This is a genomic window from Streptomyces noursei ATCC 11455 (genome assembly GCF_001704275.1).
In the GTDB taxonomy this organism is placed as follows: domain Bacteria; phylum Actinomycetota; class Actinomycetes; order Streptomycetales; family Streptomycetaceae; genus Streptomyces; species Streptomyces noursei.
Map to the genome: position 1 here is coordinate 7,410,024 of NZ_CP011533.1, position 20,877 is coordinate 7,430,900.

A 20,877-nucleotide genomic window follows, 5' to 3' on the forward strand; every position below is an offset into this window, starting at 1 on the left:
ACTCCTCGCGGTCGTACGGGGGATGACGGTGCACGTCACCCGAGCTGGTGATACCCGAGACCAGGTCGGCTCGAACCGCCCTTGTTTGCGGCCGGTCTGACGCGGAGACAACCACAGTGACGGGCCGGCGCACACCGCGCGGCCCGGCGTCTCCCCCGCGCCGGGTCCCGCCCCGCCGCCCCGCCGCATCGATTCGCCACGGCCCGGAAGGCATCCCGCGATGACCCTCGCGCAGCCCGAACCGGGCGGGCTGTCCCCCGCAAGCGGGCGGTACCCCCGGCCCTCACTCACCTCGCAGCGCGGTGGCCTGGCCACCACGGCCTGCATGGAAACACTCCAGGTGGGCTACCTGCACGCGGTCGCCGCCGCCTCCGGGTGCTCGCTGGCCCAGCCCTTCCCGGACAACGGGATCGACTGGCACGTCAGCCACGCCGCGCCCGACCACGCCGTCGACGACGAGGTGACCATCAAGGTGCAGCTCAAGTGCACCTACCAGACCGCCCCGCGCCCGCCCGGGCCCACCTTCGCCTTCACGCTCGACAACGACCACCTGGTGAAGCTGGCCCGCACGCCGGTGGCGGTGCACAAGATCCTCGTCGTGATGCTCGTCCCGCGGGATCCGGAGGACTGGCTGCGGGCCGGGCACGACCACCTCGAACTGCGGCACTGCTGCTACTGGATCAACCTCGCCGGCCATCCGGTGACCGGTCGGCGCAGGACCACTGTGCGGATCCCGACCACGCGGATCTTCGACGACCGCGCGCTCCGCGAGATCATGACGCGGGTCGGGGCGGGAGGGAGGCCCTGATGGACCGGCCGATCGACGACTACGGCGCGCGGTCACCGGACCCCGCGCGACTCGACCCGGCGGTGCTCGGCGCCCTGCTGGCCCGGCACGGCTGGCGGCGCCGGGGCGGCCCGGCCGGCGACTACGCCCGCTGGATCCCGCCGGACGGGTCGGGCGGCACCAGCCTGCTGGTGCCCCACGACCGTCTCTTTCCGGACAGCGCCGAGCTGCTGGCCGAGGCGTTGGCGGCGCTGGAGCGGAGCGCCGCGCCCTCGGCCCGGGAGGTGCTGGTCGGACTGGCGGTGCCCAGCGACGAGGTCCGCTGGGAGCGCGAGGTGCCCGACGGCGGACCCGGCACCGCGCACTGGGTGGCGCAGGAGCAGCTGCGCGGCGCGGCCCGGGCCCTGCTGACCGCCGGCGCGCTGGGCAGCTACTCCCGGGCCGGCTTCTACGGCGCCCGGCACAAGCGGCGGGCCGAGGGGTTCCTGGGCCAGGTGCTGGTCGGCCCGGCGCCGGCGGGGCGGCACCTGGCCGCGTTCGTCCCCGTACCGGCCGGGCGGGACGTGGTCGCCGGGCTTCAGCGGGCGCTGCACGCGGCCCGGGACGCCACCGACTACCAGCGGGCCACCGGCGGCATGGAGGCGTTCGACGCGGCGGTCGGGCTGGGCGTCTGCCACGAGCTGGCGCAGGCGCTGATCGCGTTGGTGCGGGGCGCGGAGGGGGTGCGGATCAGCATCGCCTGGTCGCCCGCGGCCGGCACCCCGGCCGGCTCCGCGGCCCGCCCCGAACCCGTCGAGTTCTCCCCCGGCGACCTGCCCGCGCTCCAGCAGGCGGCCCGGCGCTACGTCCGCACCGAGCCGTCGCTGCCGGTGCGGGTGACCGGCACCGTCGTGCGGCTGCGCCGGGAACGGCCGGACGGCCCGGGGTCGGTGCGGCTGCGGGTGATCACCGGGGCGGACGTGGGGCAGGTGCGGGCCGCGCTGGAGGAGGAGGACTACCGGATCGCCGGGCACGCGCATCTGGCCGGGCTGCCGATCCGGGTCAGCGGCCGGCTGGAGAGCCGGGGCGGCTTCCGGCGGATCACCGGCGGCCGGGACGTCACCCCCGTACAGGTCGATCCGGCCGACCGCGACCGGCTGTTGAAGGCACTCTGGGAGAATCCTGCGGAGCCCGGGGACGGGGGATTCGACGACGCCGACGCGGCGTGCGGCGGGCCGCCGGCGGACGCCTGAGCGGGCGGGGGCAATCCGTTTCGCGGTGCGGTCCTGCGGCTCGGTACGATTCGGGAGCGCAGCAAACGCTGACGCGAGAGAGACATGAGTCAGGAGAGACCGGTGTCAGACGTCCGTGTGACCGTCCAACGCGATTCCGAGCGGGAAGAACGCGTGGTGACCACGGGCACTACGGCCGCCGACCTCTTCCAGGGCGAGCGCAGCGTCGTGGCCGCACGGGTGGCCGGCGAGCTGAAGGACCTCACCCACGAGCTGGCCGACGGCGACGAGGTCGAGCCCGTGGAGATCACCTCCGAGGACGGCCTGAACATCCTGCGGCACTCCGCCGCGCACGTGATGGCCCAGGCCGTGCAGGAGCTCTTCCCGGAGGCCAAGCTCGGCATCGGTCCGCCGATCAAGGACGGCTTCTACTACGACTTCGACGTCGAGAAGCCCTTCCACCCGGACGATCTCAAGCGCATCGAGAAGAAGATGCAGGAGATCCAGAAGCGCGGGCAGAAGTTCGCCCGCCGTGTGGTGTCCGACGACGAGGCCCGCGCCGAGCTGGTGGACGAGCCGTACAAGCTGGAGCTGATCGGCCTGAAGGGCTCCGCGGCGGACGCCGCCGAGGGCGCCTCCGCCGAGGTCGGCGCCGGCGAGCTCAGCATCTACGACAACCTCGACGCCAAGACCGGCGAGCTGTGCTGGAAGGACCTGTGCCGCGGCCCGCACCTGCCCAGCACCCGGCACATCCCGGTCTTCAAGCTGATGCGGTCCGCCGCCGCCTACTGGCGCGGCAGCGAGAAGAACCCGCAGCTCCAGCGCATCTACGGCACCGCCTGGCCGACCAAGGACGAGCTCAAGGCGTACCTGGACTTCCTCGCCGAGGCCGAGAAGCGCGACCACCGCAAGCTCGGTGCCGAGCTGGACCTCTTCTCCATCCCGGAGGAGCTGGGCTCCGGCCTCGCCGTCTTCCACCCCAAGGGCGGCGTCGTGCGCCGGGTGATGGAGGACTACTCCCGCAAGCGGCACGAGCTGTCGGACTACGAGTTCGTCAACACCCCGCACATCACCAAGGAAAGTCTCTTCGAGACCTCCGGGCACCTGCCGAACTACGGCGAGGCGATGTTCCCGCCGCTGGAGTTCGACGGGCAGAACTACCGCCTCAAGGCGATGAACTGCCCCATGCACAACCTGATCTTCAAGGCGCGCGGCCGGTCGTACCGCGAACTCCCGCTGCGGCTCTTCGAGTTCGGCACGGTCTACCGCTACGAGAAGTCGGGCGTCGTGCACGGCCTGACCCGCGCCCGCGGCTTCACCCAGGACGACTCGCACATCTACTGCACCAAGGAGCAGATGGCGGACGAGCTGGACAACCTGCTCACGTTCGTCCTGGACCTGCTGCGCGACTACGGCCTGGCCGACTTCGAGCTGGAGCTGTCCACCCGCGACCCCGAGTCCGACAAGTTCATCGGCGAGGACGCGGAGTGGGAGGAGGCCACCGAGGCGCTGCGCCAGGCGGCCGAGAAGCAGGGGCTGCCGCTGGTGCCCGACCCGGGTGGCGCCGCGTTCTACGGGCCGAAGATCTCGGTCCAGGCGAAGGACGCCATCGGCCGGTCCTGGCAGATGTCGACCATCCAGGTCGACTTCCAGCAGCCCGCCCGCTTCGGCCTGGAGTACACCGCGGCGGACGGCTCCAAGCAGCAGCCCGTCATGATCCACCGGGCGCTGTTCGGCTCCATCGAGCGGTTCTTCGCGGTGCTGCTGGAGCACTACGCGGGTGCCTTCCCGGCGTGGCTGGCCCCGGTGCAGGCGACCTGCATCCCGATCGGCGACGCCCACGTCCCGTACCTGGAGGAGTTCGCCGCGGAGGCGAAGGCCAAGGGGCTGCGGGTCGAGGTGGACTCCTCCTCGGACCGGATGCAGAAGAAGATCCGGAACGCGCAGAAGGCCAAGGTGCCGTTCATGATCCTCGCCGGTGACGAGGACATGGCCGCCGGGGCGGTGTCGTTCCGCTACCGCGACGGTTCGCAGGAGAACGGCATCCCGCGCGACGAGGCGATCGCCAAGCTGCTGGACGTGGTGGAGCGCCGCGTCCAGGTCTGACGGAGTCGAGGTGACGAGGGGCGGTCCCACCGGGACCGCCCCTCGCCGCTTCCCTCGCCGGCCGGGGAGAATATGCTTCGCAACATGACGAGTGAGCCGGAACAGCAGATCGGAGTCGGGACGCAGGACGCCTTCCAGCGCCTGTGGACGCCCCACCGGATGGCCTACATCCAGGGGGAGAACAAGCCGAGCGGCCCGGGGGCCGAGGACGGCTGTCCGTTCTGCACCATTCCCTCGAAGTCGGACGAGGACGGCCTCGTGGTCGCCCGCGGTACGTACGTGTACGCGGTGCTGAACCTCTACCCGTACAACGGCGGCCACCTCATGGTCGTCCCGTTCCGCCACGTCGCCGACTACACCGACCTCGACGAGCCGGAGACGGCGGAGCTGGCGGACTTCACCAAGCGGGCGATGACGGCGCTGCGCGGCGCGTCCGGGGCGCACGGCTTCAACATCGGGATGAACCAGGGAGCGGTCGCCGGCGCCGGCATCGCCGCCCACCTCCACCAGCACGTCGTCCCCCGCTGGGGCGGCGACACCAACTTCATGCCGGTGGTAGGGCACACCAAGGTGCTGCCCCAACTCCTCGCCGACACCCGGGCGATGCTGGCCGCGGCCTGGCCGGCGTAGCCGGGGTGCGCGCCGGGTGAACGGGGCGACACGCGCACGGATGAATCGTATGAATCGCCCCGATTGGGAATTCTTGCCCCTCTAATGGGGTGGTGACCTCCCTGGATCGTCGCTCCGTGCTGCGCGTGGCCGCCTCGGCCGCGGCGGCCGGTGCGCTTGCGTCGGGCTGTGACCCCAAGCGATCGGCGGACTCCGCCCCCTCCGTACAGGCCGCCGGCGGACCGAGCCCCCGAGCGACGGGCCGGTCCGCCCCCGCCCGGCACCCCGCCGCCCGGCCCCCGACCCGCGCGCCCGGCCTGCCCGCGGAGATCGAACACGGGCCGCGGGACGGCCACGCGGTGGCCCTCACCTTCCACGGCCGGGGCGACCCCAAGCTGGCCGAGGCGCTGCTCGGCGAGGCCGAGCGGGCCGGCGCCAAGATCACCGTGCTCGCGGTCGGCGACTGGCTCGACGCGCAGCCCGCGATGGCCCGCCGCATCCTGGACGGCGGCCACGAGCTGGGCAACCACACCATGCACCACCGCAACATCTGCGCGCTGCCCGCCGACGCCGCGTACGCCGAGATCAGCCAGTGCGCCGACCGGCTGCGGAAGCTCACCGGCAGTATCGGCAGCTGGTTCCGCCCCTCGCAGACCCAGCGGGCCACCGGGCAGGTGATCCGGCTGGCGCGTCGGGCGGGCTACCCGCACGTCCTGTCGTACGACGTGGACTCCCTCGATGCGAACGACCCCGGCGCCCCGGCCGTCCAGCGCACGGTCCTGGACGGCATCCGCCCGGGCTCGGTCGTCAGTCTCCACCTCGGGCACGCCGGCACGGTGGCCGCGCTGCCCCCGATCCTCGACGGCCTCCGCCGGCGCGGTCTGCGCGCGGTGACGACAACGGAGCTTGTGACCTGATGGCTGACCGGAACCGTACCCACTCCCGTCCTACCGGCTCCCGCCCCGACCGCTCCACCCGCCGGGCCGCACTGCTGGTCGTGGCCTGCGCCCTGGTGGCGGCGGGCTGTGCCGGCGGCGGGGAGCAGTCCGCCCCCACGCGGCCCGTCGGGCCCTCGCCCCACAAGGCCGTCGCCCAGGGCCTGCCCGGGATGCCGCCGCCGCTGGACGAGCACGACCTGTACGCCGCGGACCGGCCGAACCGGCTGGCGCCGCAGGTCAAGCACTACCCGTCGCGGGTGTACGTGCCCAACACCGGCTCCGACACGGTCAGCGTCATCGACCCCAAGACGTACAAGGTCATCGAGACGATCCCGGTGGGCGTGCAGCCGCAGCACGTGGTGCCGTCCTGGGACATGAAGACCCTGTGGGTCAACAACAACCGGGGCCACGACCTGACCCCGATCGACCCGGCCACCGGCAAGGCCGGCAAGCCGGTCAAGGTCCACGACCCGTACAACCTCTACTTCACGCCGGACGGGAAGTACGCGGTGGTGATGGCGTCGATGGACAAGCAGCTGGTGTTCCGGGACCCGCACACGATGGAGGTCCGCAAGACCGTCCCGGTCAGCTGCGCGGGCGTCAACCACGCCGATTTCTCGCCGGACGGGAAGTACTTCATCGTCTCCTGCGAGTTCTCCGGCGAACTGCTCAAGGTCGACACCGCGAAGATGGCGGTGATCGGCCAGCAGAAGCTGCCGTTCGAGGGCGCCATGCCCCAGGACGTGAAGATCTCCCCGGACGGGAAGACCTGGTACGTCGCCGACATGATGGCCGACGGCGTGTGGATCCTGAACGGCGACACCTTCGGCCGGCCCAAGCTGCTGCCCACCGGCAAGGGCACGCACGGGCTCTACGTCAGCCGCGACTCCCGCACCATGTACATCTCCAACCGCGGCGAGGGGAGCATCTCGCTGCTGAACTTCAAGACCGGCGAACTCGCCGACAAGTGGCACATCCGCGGCGGCGGCAGCCCCGACATGGGCGGGGTCTCCTCGGACGGCAACGTGCTGTGGCTGTCCGGGCGGTACAACTCCGAGGTGTACGCGCTCGACACCCACACCGGGAAGACCCTGGCGAAGATCCCGGTGGGGCTGGGCCCGCACGGACTGGCGGTGTACCCGCAGCCGGGGCGGTACTCGCTGGGGCACACCGGGATCTTCCGCTAGCCGAAAGACGGGCGCGCGCACGGCGGGAGGCCGTGCGCGCGCCCGTCCGTGCGGTGCGCGGGGTGGTGCTACGCGTGGTACTCGTCGGCCTTCTTCGGCTCGGCGCTCTGCACCATGCCGCTGAGCACCAGGGAGCGGTTGTCGAAGCGCTCGGTGTTGACGCCGTGCTCCTGCAGGACGCTCATCGCGGCGGCGTGCACCGCCCGCAGCACCGGGGTCGCGGCGCGCAGCGCGTCATCGGCCATGAAGCGGTGGCGCCAGGGCTTGTCGGCCCAGACGTGGCGCAGGCCGAACGGCTCGGGGAGGGCGAGCTTGCCGCCGAGGAAGTCCAGCACCGGCGGGAACCACGTCAGCGGGGCGCGGGCGGCGAGCCGGACCACCTCCGACGGCTCGATCAGCGGCAGCGTCTGGGTCCTGGTCTCCCAGAACCGGACGACCTTGGCGATCTCCTTGGTCTTGGGCTCCGGCTTGCTCGTGAAGAGGGAGTTGACCGGACCGAGGGCGTGACCGCTGACCTCGATGCGCAGCGTCTCGTGCAGGACGGTGACGGTGATCATCAGCGTGAGCACCAACTGGCCGTCCCACAGGACGAATTGGACGCCGAGGTAGTGGCGGTCGCCGCTGCCGAACTGCTGCTCGTTGCAGATCCGCTCTATCTCGTGGCCGCGGACCTCGTACCCGTCGACGTGGGCGCCGTCGGGGCGGCCGACGGCCTTGGCCTTCTCGCCCACCGGGGAGACGATCCAGTGGCGGACGGACGGCGGCTGCTGGAATCCGCCGGTGTGCAGCGGGCTGCGCTCCAGCAGGCGCAGCCGGTCGTGGATCGCGCGGATCACGTCCCAGCTGCGGAAGGGGTGGATGTCGGTGCCCTCCTGGGCCGGCCGGAGCTCCTCGGCCAGCTGCCAGCTGCCCCAGCGGGTGCCCATGCCGAGTATGCCCTTGGGGCCGGCGTAGAAGACGACGTTGCTGCGCTGCTCGGCGGAGACCTTGGCGAGGTTGTGCCGGAGGGTCTCGGCGGAGGTGTGGTTGGGGTCCTGCGGCACCGCCTCGGGGATCTTCGCGGCGACCCCGCCGCCCTCCAGTAGCCCCTTCCACGCCTCCCGCAGGGTCACCGCGGTCCGCTCGCAGATCTGCTTGGCCAGCCACCAGCCCACCACCGGGGCGATGAGCATGCCGCGGGCGTACAGCGGCCAGAAGCCGGTGAACGGCAGCTTGACCATGAAGAACAGGCCGGCCAGCGCGAGCAGGACCAGCAGCGCCCCGCCCGCCAGGGAGATGCCCTTGCCCTCGCCGTCCTTGGAGAACATCTTCCGGAGCTGGAAGGCGCCCAGCCAGAGCAGCACACCGGGCAGGAACAGCAGCCCGCACACCACCATCAGCACCGTCAGCCGGCTGTCGCGCTGCTTGCGGATGCGGGTGGCCGACAGGCAGTGCTCGACGATCGTCTGCGGCTCCGTCCCGAAGGACTGGATCAGCGGCTTGCGGCCGCCGCCGAGCATCCGCACCTGGACGGCGCGGGAGAACGCCTCGCCGAGGTTGGGCTCGAACAGCGACAGCTTGGGTTTCTTGATCTCGGACTTCCCTGAATCGGAGTCCGCCTCGGAGATCTTGGAGAGCTTGCAGTCGCGGTAGGCGGCCGAGGCCAGGGCCTGGGTCGCCGCCGTCTGTCCGGCACCTCCCGAGATGGGGACCTGCGCCCCCGGACTGAAGTCAAAGCCGTCTGCCACTACCCGCCCCCATCACGCGCGTATCCGCTGATGCGCTCTACCCGACTCCGCCGACGCGCACACCTGCCGGGCCGGCGTGCTCGCAGGTTGGCCCGGAACGCGCGGCGCGGCGGTGGAGTCCCAGCGTACAGCCGCCGGCCCGGCCCAAGTGGGTTGTCCGGGACAGCGGCTGACCGACCGTTAACTAGGCGCTGACCGCCTCCTGTTCCCGCATCCGGGCGGCGAGCTGGCCGGGCATCGGCTCATGCCGCAGGTAGCCGCGGCTGAAGCGGCCGGTGCCGTGCGAGAGCGACCGCAGATCGACGGCGTACCGTCCGATCTCGATCTCCGGCACCTCGGCGCGGACCAGGGTGCGGCCGGCGCCGGACTGCTCGGTGCCCACCACCCGGCCGCGGCGGCCGGAGAGGTCGCTGAGCACCGGGCCGACGTACTCGTCCGGTATCAGGACGCGCACCTCGGAGACCGGTTCCAGCAGGTCGATCCTGGTCTGCGCGGCGGCCTCCCGCAGCGCCAACGCACCCGCCGTCTGGAACGCGGCGTCCGAGGAGTCCACCGAGTGGGACTTGCCGTCGAGCAGGGTGACCCGGATGTCGACGAGCGGATTCCCGGCGGCGATCCCGCGGGCGGCCTGGGCGCGGACGCCCTTCTCCACGGACGGGATGAACTGCCGGGGGACCGCGCCGCCGACGACCTTGTCGACGAACTCGATGCCGGAGCCGCCCGGCAGCGGTTCGACCTGGATCTCGCAGATCGCGAACTGGCCGTGGCCGCCGGACTGTTTGACGTGCCGGCCGCGGCCCGCGGCGGAGCCGCTGAAGGTCTCCCGGAGCGCGACCTTGTGCTCGACGGCGTCGACCTGGACGCCGTAGCGCGAGCGCAGCCGCTCCAGGGCCACGTCGGTGTGCGCCTCGCCCATGCACCACAGGACGACCTGGCGGGTGTCCTGGTTGTGCTCCAGACGCATCGTGGGGTCCTCGGCGACCAGCCGCGCCAGGCCCTGGGAGAGCTTGTCCTCGTCCGCCTTGCTGTGCGCCCGGATGGCGACCGGCAGCAGCGGGTCCGGCATCGCCCACGGCTCCATCAGCAGCGGGTCGTCCTTGGCGGAGAGGGTGTCGCCGGTCTCGGCGCGGGTGAGCTTGGCGACGCAGGCCAGATCGCCGGCGATGGCCCGGGGGAGCGGCCGCTGCTGCTTGCCGAACGGCGCGGACAGCGCGCCGACCCGCTCGTCGACGTCGTGGTCCTCGTGGCCGCGATCCGTCAGGCCGTGCCCGGAGACGTGCACCGTGTCGTCCGGGCGCAGGGTGCCGGAGAAGATCCGGACCAGGGAGAGCCGGCCCACGTACGGGTCGGAGGAGGTCTTGACCACCTCGGCGGCCAGCGGACCCTCCGGGTCGCAGCCCAGGCTCGGCCGCGGCGAGCCGTCCGGGCCGGTCACCGCGGGGGCCTCGCGCTCCGCCGGGGTGGGGAAGCCACCGGTGATCAGCTCCAGCAGTTCGACCGTGCCCAGCCCCTGTTTGGCGCCTTCGACGGCCGGGGCGGCGGCCAGCACGGGGTGGAAGGAACCCCGGGCGACCGCGGTCTCCAGGTCCCCGACGAGCGTCTTGAGGTCGATGTCCTCGCCCGCGAGGTAGCGGTCCATGAGGGTCTCGTCCTCGCTCTCGGCGATGATCCCCTCGATGAGGCGGTTGCGGGCCGCTTCGATCAGCGGGAGCTCGTCGTCGGTGGGCGCGCGCTCGGTGCGGGTGCCCGAGGAGTAGTCGAAGACGCGCTGGGAGAGCAGGCCGATCAGGCCGTCGACGGGGGCGTGGCCGTCGGACCCGGGGGTGCCGTACAGCGGCAGGTACAGGGGCAGGACGGCGTCCAGGTCGTCGCCGCCGAAGGTCAGCGCGCACCGCCGGGTCATCTCGTCGAAGTCGGCGCGGGCGGCTTCCAGGTGGGTGACCACCAGGGCGCGCGGCATGCCGACGGCCGCGCACTCGTCCCAGACCATCCGGGTCGCGCCGGCCACGCCGTCGGCGGCCGAGACGACGAAAAGGGCCGCGTCCGCCGCACGCAGACCGGCCCTGAGTTCCCCGACGAAATCGGCGTATCCGGGGGTGTCCAACAGATTGATCTTGATTCCGCCCCAGTCGACCGGGACGAGGGAGAGCTGTACGGAGCGTTGCTGCCGGTGCTCGATCTCGTCGTAGTCGGACAGGGTGCCACCGTCCTCGACCCGGCCCGCCCGGTTGACCGCGCCGGACGCCTGTGCCAGCGCCTCGACCAGAGTGGTCTTTCCCGAGCCGCTGTGGCCGACCAGCACCACATTGCGCAGGGCGGCGGGCCGGTCGGCCGCCGGTGCCCTTCCGGCGGCTCCTGGGTTCGTACTCGACTTCTCGCTCATGTGTCTCGCCTCCAGGTCGACACTTTGCGGTGATTCGAGCTTTCCACCGGGTTCAGGATGCGTCCATACGTGGCACGTCCGCGCGGTGTGCTCAAGGGGGCCGTCGGCCGTCCTGCGGGGCCCGCCGGCGCGCTCGCGGGCGCGCGAGGGCCGGTCCGAGCTTGTGGGATGCACCCCGCGCCGCGATGCGTTCGCGGTGCCCCACGGCCGCGTGGCTACGATGGGCCAGCCGGTGGCCCCTTGACCGCGCGGCCCGTATCGACTTTCCGGGAAGGTCATGCTGAACAAGTACGCGCGTGCGTTCTTCACGCGTGTTCTCACACCGTTCGCCGCCCTGCTCATCCGTCTCGGGGTCAGCCCGGACGCGGTCACCCTCGTCGGAACCGGCGGTGTGGTCGCCGGCGCCCTGGTCTTCTACCCCCGGGGCGAGTTCTTCTGGGGCACGGTCGTGATCACGCTGTTCGTCTTCTCCGACCTGGTCGACGGCAACATGGCGCGGCAGCTGGGGCGCTCCAGCCGGTGGGGCGCCTTCCTGGACTCCACCCTCGACCGGGTCGCGGACTCGGCGATCTTCGGCGGGCTGGCCCTGTGGTACGCCGGCCGCGGCGACAGCCTGATGCTCTGCGCGATCGCCATCTTCTGCCTCGCCAGCGGCCAGGTCGTCTCGTACACCAAGGCGCGCGGTGAGGCCATCGGGCTGCCGGTGGACGTCAACGGCCTGGTGGAGCGGGCCGAGCGGCTGGTCATCACGCTGGTCGCCTGCGGTCTGTCCGGGCTGCACACGTTCGGCGTGCCGGGCGTCGAGGTCCTGCTGCCGATCGCCCTGTGGGTGGTCGCGGTCGGCAGCGCCGTCACCCTCGGCCAACGTGTGGTGACGGTACGGCGGGAGTCGGCCGAGGCCGACGCCGTGGCGCAAGGGGGGAACGGCTGATGCGGATCGACACCGACAAGCTGACGGACGGGCTGTACGGCCTGGGCTGGAGCACCGTCAAGCGGCTGCCCGAAGGGGTCGCGGTGCAGCTCGGGCGGCAGCTCGCCGACCTGGCCTGGCGACGCCGCGGCAAGGGCGTCCAGCGCCTGGAGTCCAACCTCGCCCGGGTCGTCCCGGATGCCTCCCCGGAGCGACTGGCCGAGCTCTCCCGGGCCGGGATGCGGTCGTACATGCGCTACTGGATGGAGTCCTTCCGGCTGCCGGTGTGGAGCCCGGAGCGGATAAAGGCCGGTTTCACCCCCGAGGACGTGCACCACCTGGAGGACGGCCTCAAGAGCGATCGCGGGGTGATCCTGGCGCTGCCCCACATGGGCAACTACGACCTCGCCGGCGTCTGGGTCACCACCAAGCTCGACACCCCGTTCACCACCGTCGCCGAGCGCCTCAAGCCGGAGTCCCTCTACGACCGGTTCGTCGCCTACCGCGAGGGACTGGGCATGGAGGTGCTGCCGCACACCGGCGGCGCCGCGTTCGGCACGCTGGCCCGGCGGCTGCGCGCCGGCGGCCTGGTCTGCCTGGTCGCCGACCGCGACCTGTCCAGCTCCGGGATACCGGTGAAGTTCTTCGGCGAGGAGGCGAAGATGCCGGCCGGGCCCGCGATGCTGGCCCTCCAGACCGGCGCGATGCTGCTGCCGGTCACCCTCTGGTACGACGACACCCCCATCATGCGCGGCCGGGTCCACCCGGAGATCGAGGTGCCGCAGAACGGCACCCGCACCGAGAAGGCCGCCCTGATGACCCAGGCGCTGGCCGACGCCTTCGCCTCCGGCATCGCCGACCACCCCACGGACTGGCACATGCTCCAGCGCCTGTGGCTCGCCGATCTGGAGCCGCGCGGCGACGCCGGAACGGAGCCCGCGTGAAGATCGGCATCGTCTGCCCGTACTCCTGGGACGTCCCCGGCGGCGTGCAGTTCCACATCCGCGACCTGGCCGAGCACCTGATCCGCCTCGGCCACGAGGTCTCCGTCCTGGCCCCCGCCGACGACGAGACCCCGCTGCCGCCCTACGTCGTCCCGGCCGGCCGCGCCGTCCCCGTGCCCTACAACGGCTCGGTCGCCCGCCTCAACTTCGGCTTCCTCTCCGCCGCCCGGGTCCGCCGCTGGCTCCAGAACGGCGCCTTCGACGTCATCCACATCCACGAGCCGGCCTCGCCGTCCCTGGGCCTGCTCGCCTGCTGGGCGGCGCAGGGCCCGATCGTGGCGACGTTCCACACCTCCAACCCGCGCTCCCGCGCCATGATCGCCGCGTACCCGATCCTCCAGCCCGCCCTGGAGAAGATCAGCGCTCGGATCGCGGTCAGCGAGTACGCCCGCCGGACCCTGGTCGAGCACCTCGGCGGCGACGCGGTGGTGATCCCCAACGGCGTGGACGTGGACTTCTTCGCCCGGGCCGAGCCCCGGCCGGAATGGCAGGGCCGCACCATCGGCTTCATCGGCCGGATCGACGAGCCCCGCAAGGGCCTGCCGGTCCTCATGAAGGCACTGCCCGCGATCCTCGCCGCGGTCCCCGACGCCCGACTGCTGGTCGCCGGCCGCGGTGACCAGGACGAGGCCGTCGCCGGCCTGCCCGCCGAACTGCGCTCCCGTGTCGAGTTCCTCGGCATGGTCTCCGACGAGGACAAGGCACGACTGCTGCGCAGCGTGGACGTCTATGTCGCGCCCAACACGGGCGGCGAGTCCTTCGGCATCATCCTCGTGGAGGCGATGTCCGCCGGGGCCCCCGTACTGGCCAGCGACCTCGACGCGTTCGCCCAGGTCCTGGACCAGGGCGAGGCCGGCGAACTCTTCGCCAACGAGGACGCGGAGGCGCTGGCCGCCGCGGCCGTCCGCCTGCTGCACGCCCCTGACCGCCTCACCGAACTCCGCGAACGCGGCACCAAGCACGTCCGCCGCTTCGACTGGACCACGGTCGGCGCCGACATCCTCGCCGTCTACGAGACGGTGACGGCGGGCGCCTCGGCCGTGGCGACCGACGAACGAGTGGGAGCCCGGGGCCGATCCGCTGCGCGGCGCGGGTCCGCCTGACGGCGGGGTCTTGCGTTGTCCGCTGCGCGGGGCGGATCCGCTGCGCGGGGCTGGGCCGTTGTGCGTTGTCCGCTGCGCGGGGCTGTTGGGTGCGGTGACGGGCCTGCGGGGGTGGTGTGCAGGACTGCTGCGCTTTACGTCCTGCACACCACCCCCTCCGGCCCGTCCCCTCCCGTGGGTGGGTGGGAAAGACAGGTGCGCGACCGTTGATGCCGGTGGTCCGGTGACGGTCACGACTCGACGACGAACCCGCAGGGGACCACGGGCCGGCACCCTCACTCATCGTTTTCATGACCACTCACGGGAGGGGACGGGGCTGCGGGGTGGGGGTTGTCCGGACGTAAAGCGCAGCAGTCCGGACAACCCCCACCCCGCAGCCCCGGCACCGCTGCCGAACCGCCCCGCGCAGCGGACCCGCAACCACCCCTGCCGTCAGGCGGACAGGCGCAGCGGCACCGTCCCGCGCAGCGGACCCGCAACCACCCCCGCCGTCAGGCGGACAGGCACAGCGGCACCACCCCGCCGTCAGGCGGCCCCGCACCACCCCGCCGTCAGGGCGGCCCCGCACCACCCCGCCGTCAGGCGGCCCCGCCCCGCGCAGCGGATTCGCCCCGCCGCAGGCGCAAAACGCGAACCCCTACGGCGGGAACGCCGACTACGTGCGAGGAAGCCAGCCGCAAGGCGATAACGTGACCCCGCGTGACCACGTTTATCTGGATCGCCGCCGCGATCGTCCTCATCGGTGTCTACCTGAGCTGGACGGCCGGTCGGCTCGACCGACTGCATGCGCGCATCGACGCGGCGAAGGCGGCGCTGGACGCCCAGTTGCTGCGGCGGGCCTCGGTCGCGCAGGAGGTGGGCACGTCGGGGGTGCTGGATCCGGCCGCGTCGATCGTGTTGTACCAGGCCGCGCACGAGGCCCGGCAGGCGGCGGAGGATCATCGCGAGGTCGCGGAGAGCGAGCTGAGCCAGGCGCTGCGTGCGGTCTTCGAGGACGAGGCGCAGGTGGAGGCGGTGCGGGAGGCCCCGGGCGGGGAGCGGACGGTCGCGGAGCTGATCGCGGCGGTGCGCCGGGTGCCGATGGCGCGCCGGTTCCACAACGACGCCGTGCGGGCCGCGCGGGCGGTCCGTCGGCACCGGTTGGTCCGCTATCTGCGGCTGGCCGGCCATGCGCCGTTCCCGATGGCCTTCGAGATGGACGACGAGCCGCCGGCCGTCCTGGACGACCGCTCGGGCGGGAACTGACCGACCACGAAGCGGAAGTGGTACGTCCGGATGCCGCGACGGCAGACCCGACAAGCCACCGGCCTCTAATTGGCCCTTTTCCCGGGCCGCTGACCAACGGTTGTGTGGGCGGCGAAGTACAACCACCCGCACTGAGTGAGGTCAACGTGTCCAGCACGCCCACCACGCCCCAGACCCCCGAGACCGGAACCGCGCGCGTCAAGCGCGGAATGGCCGAGCAGCTCAAGGGCGGCGTGATCATGGACGTCGTCACGCCGGAAGAGGCGAAGATCGCCGAGGACGCCGGTGCCGTCGCCGTCATGGCCCTGGAGCGGGTCCCGGCCGACATCCGCAAGGACGGCGGGGTGGCCCGGATGTCCGACCCGGACATGATCGACGGCATCATCAACGCCGTCTCCATCCCGGTCATGGCCAAGTCCCGGATCGGCCACTTCGTCGAGGCCCAGGTCCTGCAGTCGCTCGGCGTCGACTACATCGACGAGTCCGAGGTCCTCACCCCGGCCGACGAGGTCAACCACTCCGACAAGTGGGCCTTCACCACCCCCTTCGTCTGCGGTGCCACCAACCTCGGTGAGGCGCTGCGCCGGATCGCCGAGGGCGCGGCCATGATCCGCTCCAAGGGCGAGGCCGGCACCGGCAACGTCGTCGAGGCGGTCCGTCACCTGCGTCAGATCAAGGGCGAGATCGCCAAGCTGCGCGGCTGCGACCACAACGAGCTGTTCGCCGCCGCCAAGGAGCTGCGCGCCCCCTACGAGCTCGTCAAGGAGGTCGCCGAACTGGGCAAGCTCCCCGTCGTGCTGTTCTCCGCCGGTGGCGTCGCGACCCCGGCCGACGCCGCGCTGATGCGCCAGCTGGGTGCCGAGGGCGTCTTCGTCGGCTCCGGCATCTTCAAGTCCGGCGACCCGGCCAAGCGCGCCGCCGCGATCGTGAAGGCCACCACCTTCTACGACGACCCGAAGGTCATCGCGGACGTCTCCCGCAACCTGGGCGAGGCCATGGTCGGCATCAACTGCGACACCCTCCCCGAGGCCGAGCGCTACGCCAACCGCGGCTGGTAAGGACGCAGAAACTGATGAGCACCACTCCCACCATCGGTGTGCTGGCGCTCCAGGGCGACGTCCGCGAGCACCTCACGGCGCTCGCGGACGCCGGCGCCCGGGCGTTGCCGGTACGCCGTCCCGAGGAGCTCGCCGCGGTCGACGGCCTGGTCATTCCGGGCGGCGAGTCCACCACCATGTCCAAACTGGCGGTCGTGTTCGGGATGTTGGAGCCGCTGCGCGCCTTCGTCCGGGCCGGCCGGCCGGTCTACGGCACCTGCGCCGGCATGATCATGGTCGCCGACAAGCTGCTGGACGGCCGCGAGGACCAGGAGACGCTCGGCGGCATCGATATGATCGTGCGCCGCAACGCCTTCGGGCGGCAGAACGAGTCGTTCGAGGCGGCCGTCGAGGTCGCCGGGGTCGACGGTGGCCCGGTGGAGGGCGTCTTCATCCGGGCGCCCTGGGTCGAGTCGGTCGGTGCCTCCGTCGATGTCCTTGCGACGTACGGTGGGCATACGGTGGCGGTGCGGCAGGGTAACGTCCTGGCCACGTCGTTCCATCCGGAGTTGACCGGCGATCACCGCATCCACGCGTTGTTCGTGGACATGGTGCGTGCGGGGGCCTGACGCAATCCCGGTAGGATCTAGGGCGATCGTTTCTGAAATGGGTTACGCGAAGGAGACAGGCGGATGTCCGGCCACTCTAAATGGGCTACGACGAAGCACAAGAAGGCCGTGATCGATGCCAAGCGCGGCAAGCTCTTCGCGAAGCTGATCAAGAACGTCGAGGTCGCGGCGCGGATGGGCGGCGTCGACCTGGAAGGCAACCCGACGCTGTACGACGCCGTGCAGAAGGCGAAGAAGCAGTCGGTCCCGAACAAGAACATCGACTCCGCGATCAAGCGCGGTGGCGGCCTCGAAGCCGGTGGCGCCGACTACGAGACGATCATGTACGAGGGCTACGGCCCCAACGGCGTCGCCGTCCTGATCGAGTGCCTCACCGACAACCGCAACCGTGCCGCGTCCGACGTCCGGGTCGCGATGACCCGCAACGGCGGCTCGATGGCCGACCCGGGTTCGGTCTCGTACCTGTTCAACCGCAAGGGCGTGGTGATCGTCCCCAAGGGCGAGCTGTCCGAGGACGACGTGCTGGACGCGGTCCTGGAGGCCGGTGCCGAGGAGGTCAACGACCTCGGTGAGTCCTTCGAGGTGCTCAGCGAGGCCACCGACCTGGTCGCGGTGCGCACCGCGCTCCAGGAGGCCGGCATCGACTACGACTCGGCCGAGGCCAACTTCGTCCCGACCCTGCAGGTCGAGCTGGAGGAAGAGGGCGCGCGCAAGATCTTCAAGCTGATCGACGCGCTGGAGGACAGCGACGACGTGCAGAACGTCTTCGCCAACTTCGACGTGTCCGACGAGGTCATGGCCAAGGTCGACGCCTGACGGCCACGGGCTTACCGGTCTACGACGGGCCGGCGGGGACACACCCCGCCGGCCCGTCGGTTTGTCAGTGGCAGCCACTAACCTGCAAGAACATAAGGAACAGGCGACCGAACGACGGCGAGGGGCGGGGCCGATGAAGGTGCTGGGGGTGGACCCGGGACTGACCCGGTGCGGGGTCGGCGTGGTGGACGGGGTCGCCGGGCGTCCCCTGACCATGGTCGGCGTCGGCGTCGTGCGGACCCCGGCGGATGCGGACACCGCGCGCCGCCTGGTGCTGATCGAGCGCGGCATAGACGAGTGGCTCGACACCCACCGCCCCGAATACGTCGCCGTGGAGCGGGTGTTCAGCCAGCACAACGTCCGTACGGTCATGGGCACCGCTCAGGCCAGCGCGGTCGCCATGCTGTGTGCGGCCCGCCGCGGACTGCCGGTCGCGCTGCACACCCCCAGCGAGGTCAAGGCCGCCGTCACCGGCTCGGGACGGGCCGACAAGGCGCAGGTCGGCGCGATGGTCACCCGCCTGCTGCGGCTCGCCGAGCCGCCCAAGCCGGCAGACGCCGCCGACGCCCTCGCCCTGGCCATCTGCCACATCTGGCGGGCCCCCGCGGTCAACCGCCTCCAGCAGGCCCAGGCCGCGGCCCGTCGCACCCCCGCTCCCGTACGCACGCTGAAGGGCACCCGATGATCGCCTTTGTCTCCGGCCCGGTCGCGGCCCTCGCACCGGATCTCGCCGTCGTCGAGGTCGGCGGTGTGGGCATGGCCGTCCAGTGCACGCCGAACACCCTCTCCGGCCTCCGGGTCGGCGAGCACGCCAAGCTCGCCACCTCCCTCGTCGTCCGCGAGGACTCGCTCACCCTCTACGGCTTCGCCGACGACGACGAGCGGCAGACCTTCGAGCTGCTGCAGACCGCCAGCGGCGTCGGCCCCCGGCTCGCCCAGGCGATGCTCGCGGTGCACTCCCCGGACGCGCTGCGGCTCGCGGTGTCCACCGGGGACGAGAAGTCGCTGACGGCCGTACCGGGCATCGGCAAGAAGGGCGCGCAGAAGCTGCTGCTGGAGCTCAAGGACCGGCTCGGCGCACCGACCGGCGCCGCCCGCCCGGTGGCCAAGGCCGCGGCGCCGGCCGGCTGGCGCGATCAGCTCCAGGCCGCGCTGATGGGGCTGGGCTATGCCGCGCGGGAGGCCGACGAGGCGGTCGCCGCGGTGGCGCCGCAGGCCGAGGCGGCCGCCTCCGCGGGCGGCACGCCGCAGGTGCCGCAGCTGCTCAAGGCGGCCCTCCGGACCCTCAACCGGGCCCGCTGACCGACGCGCTCCGGCGCCCCCGACCCTACGACCACGCAGGCGGCCCGGCCGCCCCGACCCCGCGAGGCAATCCGCAGTGAACTGGGACGACACCGCACCGTCGACCGCCGAGGAGAGCGCCGGTGCCCCGGCCGACCGGCTGGTGGCGGCCGACGCCGATGGCGAGGAGAATGCCGTCGAGGCCGCGCTGCGGCCCAAGGACCTGGACGAGTTCGTCGGCCAGGAGCGGGTGCGCGAGCAGCTCGACCTGGTGCTGAAGGCGGCCAGGGCCCGTGGCGCCACCGCCGACCACGTCCTGCTCTCCGGGGCGCCCGGGCTCGGCAAGACCACCCTCTCCATGATCATCGCGGCGGAGATGGGCGCCCCGATCCGGATCACCTCCGGTCCCGCCATCCAGCACGCCGGCGACCTGGCGGCGATCCTCTCCTCCCTCCAGGAGGGCGAGGTGCTCTTCCTCGACGAGATCCACCGGATGTCCCGGCCCGCCGAGGAGATGCTCTATATGGCGATGGAGGACTTCCGGGTCGACGTGATCGTCGGCAAGGGGCCGGGCGCCACCGCCATCCCGCTGGAGCTCCCGCCGTTCACGCTGGTCGGGGCGACGACCCGGGCGGGGCTGCTGCCGCCGCCGCTGCGCGACCGGTTCGGCTTCACCGGCCACATGGAGTTCTACGCCCCCGCCGAGCTCCAGCGCGTCATCCACCGCTCCGCCGGCCTGCTGGACGTGGCGATAGAGCCCGAGGGCGCCGCCGAGATCGCCGGCCGCTCCCGCGGCACGCCCCGGATCGCCAACCGCCTGCTGCGCCGGGTCCGCGACTACGCCCAGGTCAAGGCCGACGGCGTGATCACCCGCGAGGTCGCGGCGCAGGCCCTGGGGGTCTACGAGGTCGACGGCCGCGGGCTGGACCGGCTCGACCGGGCGGTGCTCACCGCCCTGCTCAAGCTGTTCGGCGGCGGCCCGGTCGGGCTGTCCACTCTCGCGGTCGCGGTGGGGGAGGAGCGCGAGACGGTCGAGGAGGTCGCCGAGCCCTTCCTGGTGCGCGAGGGGCTGCTGGCCCGTACGCCGCGCGGCCGGATCGCGACCCCGGCGGCCTGGGCCCACCTCGGGTTGGTGCCGCCCCAGCAGGCGGGCGGCGGTGGTCAGCACGGCCTGTTCGAGGCATGACGGCGCGGAGACTCGCCCGGTCAGGAACTGCGGTGCGATGCTGGGCGTTGTTCCTGTGGTGCGGACTCGCTTAGACTCCGCCGATGCCGTCCGTAAGGATCGGTATACCCACCCCGCTATATGAGACCGCGAGAGCAGCGGTCGTGCGAAGGATTTCCGTCCCGTGCCCAATATCGTGACTCTCCTCCCCTTCATCGTCCTCATCGGGGCCATGTTCCTGATGACGCGGTCCGCCAAGAAGAAGCAGCAGGCGGCCCAGCAGATGCGCAATGAGATGCAGCCCGGCACCGGCGTCCGGACGATCGGTGGCATGTACGCCACCGTGAAGGAAATCCACGAGGACACCGTCCTCCTGGAGGTCGCTCCCGGTGTGCACGCCATCTACGCGAAGAACGCCATCGGCGCGGTGCTCGCGGATGAGGAGTACAACCGCATTCTGGACGGTGCCGACCCGATCGTCGCCGAGGAGAGCCCGGTCGTACCGGACGATGTCTCGTCGCTGACCGGTGACGGTGCCGACAAGGCCACTGAAAAGGGTGACAAGTCCGGCAAGATCGACCTGGACAAGGCCGAGGCCGGCGAGGGCACCGAGCCCGCCGCCGACAAGGCCGAGGCCGCCGAGGGCGACCAGGCCGGAAAGGCCGAAGAGCCGGCCGCCGAGACCGGCAAGGACAAGAAGGCCGGCGACGCCGACGCGAAGTAGTCCGTTCCGTAGCGT

Annotated in this window: 19 protein-coding genes; 17 read left to right on the forward strand and 2 right to left on the reverse strand. The window is 71.9% G+C overall.

Going from position 1 to position 20,877, the window contains the following annotated elements:
* The first annotated feature begins 220 nt into the window (after positions 1-220).
* The 6 genes from SNOUR_RS31500 (at position 221) to SNOUR_RS31525 (ending at position 6,838) form a co-directional block, all read left to right on the forward strand.
* Positions 221-808: a DUF4365 domain-containing protein gene (locus tag SNOUR_RS31500; protein ID WP_067353763.1), complete on the forward strand. Its 588-nt coding sequence runs from the start codon at positions 221-223 to the stop codon at positions 806-808.
* On the forward strand, positions 808-2,019 hold the full coding sequence (locus tag SNOUR_RS31505) for a hypothetical protein (RefSeq protein WP_067353766.1): 1,212 nt from the start codon (positions 808-810) through the stop codon (positions 2,017-2,019). The genes SNOUR_RS31500 and SNOUR_RS31505 overlap by 1 nt, the downstream gene beginning before the upstream one ends.
* Before the next feature lie 102 nt (positions 2,020-2,121).
* The gene (gene thrS, locus SNOUR_RS31510; protein WP_067353769.1) at positions 2,122-4,104 is read left to right on the forward strand and encodes a threonine--tRNA ligase; all 1,983 of its coding nucleotides are present in this window, start codon (positions 2,122-2,124) and stop codon (positions 4,102-4,104) included.
* Between the two features lie 72 nt (positions 4,105-4,176).
* Entirely contained in the window at positions 4,177-4,734 is a 558-nt protein-coding gene (locus tag SNOUR_RS31515) for an HIT family protein (protein ID WP_039637985.1), read from the forward strand.
* A gap of 116 nt (positions 4,735-4,850) precedes the next feature.
* Complete coding sequence (locus SNOUR_RS31520; RefSeq protein ID WP_079142980.1) at positions 4,851-5,630, forward strand: polysaccharide deacetylase family protein; 780 nt, start codon at positions 4,851-4,853, stop codon at positions 5,628-5,630.
* The gene (locus tag SNOUR_RS31525; protein ID WP_067353772.1) at positions 5,630-6,838 is read left to right on the forward strand and encodes a YncE family protein; all 1,209 of its coding nucleotides are present in this window, start codon (positions 5,630-5,632) and stop codon (positions 6,836-6,838) included. Before SNOUR_RS31520 ends, SNOUR_RS31525 begins: the two co-directional genes overlap by 1 nt.
* 68 nt (positions 6,839-6,906) lie before the next feature.
* Here SNOUR_RS31525 and SNOUR_RS31530 read toward each other — a convergent pair whose 3' ends face one another.
* Entirely contained in the window at positions 6,907-8,565 is a 1,659-nt protein-coding gene (locus tag SNOUR_RS31530) for an AbeC-like domain-containing protein (RefSeq protein ID WP_067353775.1), read from the reverse strand.
* 184 nt (positions 8,566-8,749) lie between these two features.
* Positions 8,750-10,948 (reverse strand): elongation factor G-like protein EF-G2, encoded by a 2,199-nt coding sequence (locus SNOUR_RS31535; protein ID WP_067353778.1) that lies wholly within the window; start codon positions 10,946-10,948, stop codon positions 8,750-8,752.
* A gap of 277 nt (positions 10,949-11,225) precedes the next feature.
* Between SNOUR_RS31535 and pgsA the strand changes: the two genes are divergently transcribed.
* The 11 genes from pgsA to yajC all read left to right on the forward strand — a co-directional run bounded on the left by pgsA (position 11,226) and on the right by yajC (position 20,862).
* A complete protein-coding gene (gene pgsA / locus SNOUR_RS31540; RefSeq protein ID WP_067353780.1) occupies positions 11,226-11,879 on the forward strand; it encodes a phosphatidylinositol phosphate synthase in 654 nt (217 codons plus the stop codon).
* On the forward strand, positions 11,879-12,802 hold the full coding sequence (locus SNOUR_RS31545) for a phosphatidylinositol mannoside acyltransferase (RefSeq protein ID WP_067353782.1): 924 nt from the start codon (positions 11,879-11,881) through the stop codon (positions 12,800-12,802). The genes pgsA and SNOUR_RS31545 overlap by 1 nt, the downstream gene beginning before the upstream one ends.
* On the forward strand, positions 12,799-13,965 hold the full coding sequence (locus SNOUR_RS31550; protein WP_067353784.1) for a glycosyltransferase family 4 protein: 1,167 nt from the start codon (positions 12,799-12,801) through the stop codon (positions 13,963-13,965). The genes SNOUR_RS31545 and SNOUR_RS31550 overlap by 4 nt, the downstream gene beginning before the upstream one ends.
* Positions 13,966-14,664: 699 nt before the next feature.
* Positions 14,665-15,210, forward strand: coding sequence for a LemA family protein (locus tag SNOUR_RS31555; RefSeq protein WP_067353787.1), 546 nt, complete (start codon positions 14,665-14,667; stop codon positions 15,208-15,210).
* A 146-nt stretch (positions 15,211-15,356) separates the two neighbouring features.
* Positions 15,357-16,268, forward strand: coding sequence for a pyridoxal 5'-phosphate synthase lyase subunit PdxS (gene pdxS, locus SNOUR_RS31560; RefSeq protein ID WP_018539801.1), 912 nt, complete (start codon positions 15,357-15,359; stop codon positions 16,266-16,268).
* A gap of 14 nt (positions 16,269-16,282) precedes the next feature.
* Complete coding sequence (gene pdxT / locus SNOUR_RS31565) at positions 16,283-16,876, forward strand: pyridoxal 5'-phosphate synthase glutaminase subunit PdxT (RefSeq protein WP_067353790.1); 594 nt, start codon at positions 16,283-16,285, stop codon at positions 16,874-16,876.
* A 63-nt stretch (positions 16,877-16,939) separates the two neighbouring features.
* A complete protein-coding gene (locus tag SNOUR_RS31570; protein ID WP_039637994.1) occupies positions 16,940-17,692 on the forward strand; it encodes a YebC/PmpR family DNA-binding transcriptional regulator in 753 nt (250 codons plus the stop codon).
* Between the two features lie 133 nt (positions 17,693-17,825).
* Complete coding sequence (gene ruvC, locus SNOUR_RS31575) at positions 17,826-18,377, forward strand: crossover junction endodeoxyribonuclease RuvC (protein WP_067353793.1); 552 nt, start codon at positions 17,826-17,828, stop codon at positions 18,375-18,377.
* Positions 18,374-18,994: a Holliday junction branch migration protein RuvA gene (gene ruvA, locus SNOUR_RS31580; protein WP_067353795.1), complete on the forward strand. Its 621-nt coding sequence runs from the start codon at positions 18,374-18,376 to the stop codon at positions 18,992-18,994. The genes ruvC and ruvA overlap by 4 nt, the downstream gene beginning before the upstream one ends.
* Before the next feature lie 76 nt (positions 18,995-19,070).
* Positions 19,071-20,159 carry a Holliday junction branch migration DNA helicase RuvB gene (gene ruvB, locus SNOUR_RS31585; protein WP_067353798.1) on the forward strand — a complete coding sequence of 363 codons (1,089 nt, stop codon included), beginning with the start codon at positions 19,071-19,073 and terminating at the stop codon, positions 20,157-20,159.
* A gap of 163 nt (positions 20,160-20,322) precedes the next feature.
* Positions 20,323-20,862, forward strand: a complete 540-nt coding sequence (gene yajC / locus SNOUR_RS31590) for a preprotein translocase subunit YajC (RefSeq protein WP_079142981.1) — start codon at positions 20,323-20,325, stop codon at positions 20,860-20,862.
* Positions 20,863-20,877 lie beyond the last annotated feature (15 nt).